This window comes from Methanopyrus sp. (genome assembly GCF_053997775.1).
This window is the reverse complement of sequence record NZ_JBMXXF010000048.1, coordinates 1-3826: the sequence shown is the minus strand read 5'-3', so window position 1 is coordinate 3826 and position 3826 is coordinate 1. Positions and strand designations below refer to the sequence as shown.

Annotated in this window: 8 protein-coding genes; all 8 read right to left on the bottom strand. The window is 68.6% G+C overall.

The window, feature by feature from the left end; all coding sequences use genetic code 11:
* Nucleotides 1–96 precede the first annotated feature (96 nt).
* Nucleotides 97–282, bottom strand: a complete 186-nt coding sequence (locus ACXJJV_RS06115; protein ID WP_456467302.1) for a hypothetical protein — start codon at nt 280–282, stop codon at nt 97–99.
* Entirely contained in the window at nt 263–433 is a 171-nt protein-coding gene (locus ACXJJV_RS06110) for a hypothetical protein (protein WP_456467301.1), read from the bottom strand. The genes ACXJJV_RS06115 and ACXJJV_RS06110 overlap by 20 nt, the downstream gene beginning before the upstream one ends.
* A gap of 10 nt (nt 434–443) precedes the next feature.
* Nucleotides 444–638 (bottom strand): hypothetical protein, encoded by a 195-nt coding sequence (locus ACXJJV_RS06105; RefSeq protein ID WP_456467300.1) that lies wholly within the window; start codon nt 636–638, stop codon nt 444–446.
* The gene (locus ACXJJV_RS06100) at nt 626–1612 is read right to left on the bottom strand and encodes a prepilin peptidase (protein ID WP_456467299.1); all 987 of its coding nucleotides are present in this window, start codon (nt 1610–1612) and stop codon (nt 626–628) included. The genes ACXJJV_RS06105 and ACXJJV_RS06100 overlap by 13 nt, the downstream gene beginning before the upstream one ends.
* Before the next feature lie 4 nt (nt 1613–1616).
* Nucleotides 1617–2636: a hypothetical protein gene (locus ACXJJV_RS06095; protein WP_456467298.1), complete on the bottom strand. Its 1020-nt coding sequence runs from the start codon at nt 2634–2636 to the stop codon at nt 1617–1619.
* 62 nt (nt 2637–2698) lie between these two features.
* Complete coding sequence (locus tag ACXJJV_RS06090) at nt 2699–2917, bottom strand: class III signal peptide-containing protein (RefSeq protein WP_456467297.1); 219 nt, start codon at nt 2915–2917, stop codon at nt 2699–2701.
* Nucleotides 2918–3015: 98 nt separating this feature from the next.
* Nucleotides 3016–3216, bottom strand: a complete 201-nt coding sequence (locus tag ACXJJV_RS06085) for a class III signal peptide-containing protein (RefSeq protein WP_456467296.1) — start codon at nt 3214–3216, stop codon at nt 3016–3018.
* The coding region (locus tag ACXJJV_RS06080) for a type II secretion system F family protein (protein ID WP_456467295.1) at nt 3216–3826 on the bottom strand (611 nt) is incomplete at its 5' end. The genes ACXJJV_RS06085 and ACXJJV_RS06080, both read right to left, overlap by 1 nt.

The window sequence follows — 3826 nt, the reverse complement described above, 5'->3', positions numbered from 1 at the left end:
ACGATCCCGGCCGTGCTCGTCAGGAGGAGCAGGACCAGCGCCGAGAGCAGCGACGCCGTGAGCGCGTCGAGCGTGAGCTGACCCCGCAAGGCCCCTCTACCCGGCCTTGGCCCGCTCCACGATCTTCCCCGCGATCTCCTCCATCGCCTGCGACCAACCGGATCCCACCCTCCGCCCGAACTCGCTCAGACCCACGGCGAACACGCCCACGGTCGCCACCACCGCGATCAGCAACAGCGCCATCTCCATCGAGATCTGGCCCCTACAACCACCGGGACGCATCCTGACCCACCCCCACGGCCGCCGAGCTCTCCGCGCTCCCAACGTCCACCACCGCCCGACTCCCGGAGTGCCCCGTGGACAGGTAGTACCCCGCGATGATCGCCGTGAGACCCACGACTACCATGAGCAGCAGCAGGGCCTCCGCGCCCACCTGACCCCGCTCACAGGTTCCTACCGACCGCGCTCCTCGCGAACCCGACCATCCCCTTCGAAACGGTCTTACCAAGGTCGCCGGCACCCTTGCCCAGGCCCTTGGCCGACTGATACACGAAGTACCCGATGATCCCCGCCAGCCCCACGAAGGCGGCCAACAGGAGTAAATGTTCAACGCCGCCCTGACCCCTCACCCCAAGCATCGCAGCGCGCACCCCCCGCACCAGAACGTGAGCGCGTACCCGATCAGGATCGCGGGCGCGAACGGGGTGGCGTGTCCCACCCGAAGCCGCTTCACCCCCAGCCTCTTTAACCTCTCGATGTCCTCACGCGAGAGCCCCTCCCCCGACGGCACCACCTCCGGCACCGCCCGACCCGTCGCCAGCAGCACCACCGCCCGCAACCGACCCACCCGCCGCACCCGCTCCCCCTCCCGCACGACCACCTCCACCGGGATCTCCCCCTCCCGCAGCTCCTCCACCCGCTTCTCCACCGCCGCCAGCCGCGCGGCCGCGAACACCCACCCCAACGCCAGCGCCGACGCCACCCACCACGCCACCGTCCACGGCCCCACGATCACCGCGTACGCGCCCGCCAACACCGGCCCGAGCACCACCCACCGACCCAGCCCCCACCGCCGCACCACCGCCCACAGCCCCAGCACGAGCGGCAGCTCCACCAGCGCCGCCCGCCACGACGGCAGCACCAACGACACCGGCCCCGTCACCGCGTACAGCAGCAACAGCTCGCACGCCCGACGCCCCACCTCCAACGGGAACCGACGACCGTGCAACCGAAACGCCCACGCGCTCAGGTAACACAGCCCGAACGGCGCGTACGCCAGGATCGAGTTAACCGTCACGTCCAGCCCCCACCACGGCGACCGCCCCCGGTGCACGAACACCGCCAGCGAGGGCAGCAGCTTCACGTCCCCCCCGCCCATCACCCCCAGCAGGTGCAGGGCCAACGCCACCAGGAACGTGATCAACCCGTCCAACAGCGCCCAGCCCGTGAACCACCATCCCCGCACCGCACCCACCGCCACCGCGTACGCCACCGCCGCCACGCCCGCCGGCACCGTCAACCGGTTCGGCACCAGCCCCGTCCGCAGGTCCGTGTACGCCGCCGCCCCAGCCACCACCAGACCCGCCGCGAACCCCACCCACGACGCGTCCAAACCATCACACCCGAATCACGTCGATCAACAGCGAGAGACCCTTGAACACGTCCCCACCGCTGAACTCCTCCAACGCCCGCTCCGCCAGCTCCCGCCGCGAGCTCACCCCGGCCGCCACCTCACCGCGATCCTCCGCCTCCTCCTCCCGCAACCGCAACCGCCGGGACAACCTCCGCACCGCCCCGATCACCGCCGCCGATCGCAACCGCTCCTCCAACGCCTCCTCGTACTCCCGACCCAACTCCTCCCGCAACCGCGCGCACACCCGCACCAACCGATCCAGGGCCCGCAGGCTCTCGCTGCACAGGTGACTCAACAACAGCTCCCGATCCCCCACCTCCCGCACCAACCGCGCGTGCAGCTCCCACACCTCCGACACGACCCGCAGCACCAACCGCTCCACCTCCGTCAACACCCCATCCTCCCCGAATCGACACCGCCTGAAGAGCCCCTCCGAACCCACCTCCACCTCCCGCACCGCCTCCGAGAGCGGCAGCACCTCAAAGGACCCCGCGATCACCTCAAACACCCGCACCGCCCGGGACAGCGGCAGCTCGTTCCCGGCCCGAAGGACCACCAAGTCGTACCGATCCGCCCGCTCCACCACCTTGCTCACGCACTCCCCGTCGTGCACGTCGCACGTAATCGGCACCTCTACCACGCCCTCCACCTCCAACGCCCCACCCTTCGGGAAGAACCCCGACGAGTCCACCTCCACCAGGTCCGACAGCGACCGCAACAACCCGCGGTCCATGGCCAGGTACGGGGCCCGGAACACGTCCCCCAAGCACCCACTCGTGGCCCGCACGTGCTCCACCAGATCCTCCTCCGGCACGAACGTCGGGGGCGCGTCCGCGATCACCGGGCAGTGCACCTCGCCCGGGAACCGCTCCAGCTCCTCGCTAACTTTCCTCAAAGTAAAATAGTCGGAAAATAACGTGACGCCCTCCAAGTCCGACAGCTCACCCAGCACGCCGCGAGAGAGGGCACCGAACCCGTCCACGGTCAAAACAAAAACGGTCAAGGTGGGGAGCCCGGGGGCGTCGGTGCGTCGCGCCTCGCGGCCCGCTTACTGCCTCCTCCGCCTTACGGGTTGTACTTCTCCCACGCCTTAACGCCCTTCTGCGACGCCGAACCTGCGGCTTTGGTCGCCGCTCCGGACGCGCTCTGACCGGCACTGCTGTACGACCTCACGAAGTAGTAAGCTACTACCGCCGCGAGGCCGATCAGCGCGGCCAGCAGGAGCAGGTACTCGATACCACCCTGACCGCGCTCCTCCCGGAGGATCCTCTTCAGGGCCTCCATTTCCTTCTACCCCCCGCTCTTCCTCCGGGCCCCCTAGGGGGGTCCAAGTACAAAATGTTTTCTCTATTCCGGGGCTTTTGGGGTGGGGCCGAGCCGGGCTATCCGTTAGGGTTGAACCGATCCCAGGCCTGGGTCCCCTGGGAGGCCTTTGTGGCTGCCTTCTCGGCCTCGCTGGGGATAGGCTTGCCCGCCTGGTGGTAGGAGGTGATCACGTAGTAGGCGGCGACGGCGGCGAGGCCGATGATGACGGTGAGTATCAGGAGGTACTCGACCCCACCCTGTCCTCGGGTGCCGAGCATCAGGGTCCTCCCCCTCCTCCGAGGGTGGCGAGCATGGTGGGGAAGAATTTTACCATTACATTGTACGTGATCGCGGAGGCGGTGGAGATTCCGAGGGCGAATTTGATTCCCTCTCGCGGGTCGCCGTAGCGGATGATGCCGACGGCGAGGCCGGAGAGGAAGCCGACGGTGGCAGGGTAGAGGATGAGGTACCGGGAGAGGAGGGTGTACGCGGGGAGGAGGGCGGCCATGGTGGTGGCGCCGCCGGAGCCGAGACCGATGACGGCGCCGAGGGCTACGGCGACGGGGATGGCGCAGACGATGCCGCCCATGACTAGGGTGAGGCAGGGCATGGTGGTGACGGATTTGCGCTCGAGCTCGATGCGGCGGACCTCGCGAATGTCGTTCTCGACGGCCTCGAGGACGTCGGCGAGGGTGCCGCCGCTGATGGAGATGCGGACGATGAGGCGGACGGCGCGGCGGAGAAGCTCGGAGTCAACGCGCTCGGCGAGGTTGAGCATGGCCTCCTCGAAGGTGCTGCCCATGTCCATCTCGCGGACGACGATGGAGAACTCCTCGGAGAGGGCGCCGTAGTCGGACTCGGCGACGTTCTTCACGACCTCGAAGACGG